This window comes from Candidatus Poribacteria bacterium (assembly GCA_021295755.1).
Classification (GTDB): Bacteria; Poribacteria; WGA-4E; order WGA-4E; family PCPOR2b; genus PCPOR2b.
Genome location: JAGWBT010000163.1, coordinates 8,198 through 8,606, shown reverse-complemented (window position 1 = coordinate 8,606; position 409 = coordinate 8,198). Strand labels below are relative to the sequence as shown.

1 protein-coding gene is annotated in these 409 nt (G+C 50.1%); it reads left to right on the top strand.

The annotated features are described in order from the left end of the window. On the top strand, positions 1 to 409 hold a 409-nt coding region (locus J4G02_19950), incomplete at both ends, for a D-alanyl-D-alanine carboxypeptidase (protein ID MCE2396802.1).

Below are 409 nucleotides of genomic sequence, written 5' to 3'. Positions count from 1 at the left end.
AAATTGGAGTGGATAGGGGATATTATACCTTTGCCGATGGTTCGGGGGTATCTCGCTATAATTTAGTAACCGCTTCTCTTCTGACGGATTTGCTGGTCTATATGTTCCGCAATTTTGCGGTGATGCCAGAATATCTGGCGTCGCTGCCGGTTGGCGGGGTGGATGGAACACTGACACGGCGGATGCGGGGTATGTCAGCAGAAGGGGTTTTACGCGCCAAAACCGGAACGTTGAGGGGGATTACGACGCTTGCTGGCTATACCGTAACAGCGGATGGGGAAACGCTGGTATTCTCGATCTTAGTGAGCAATTATCTCGGTTCCGTGAGGCCGCGACGCGCCCTACAAGATAAAATTGGTGATATACTCACACGGTTCAGCAGACAGGATTCTTATGAAGAATTGGAAAA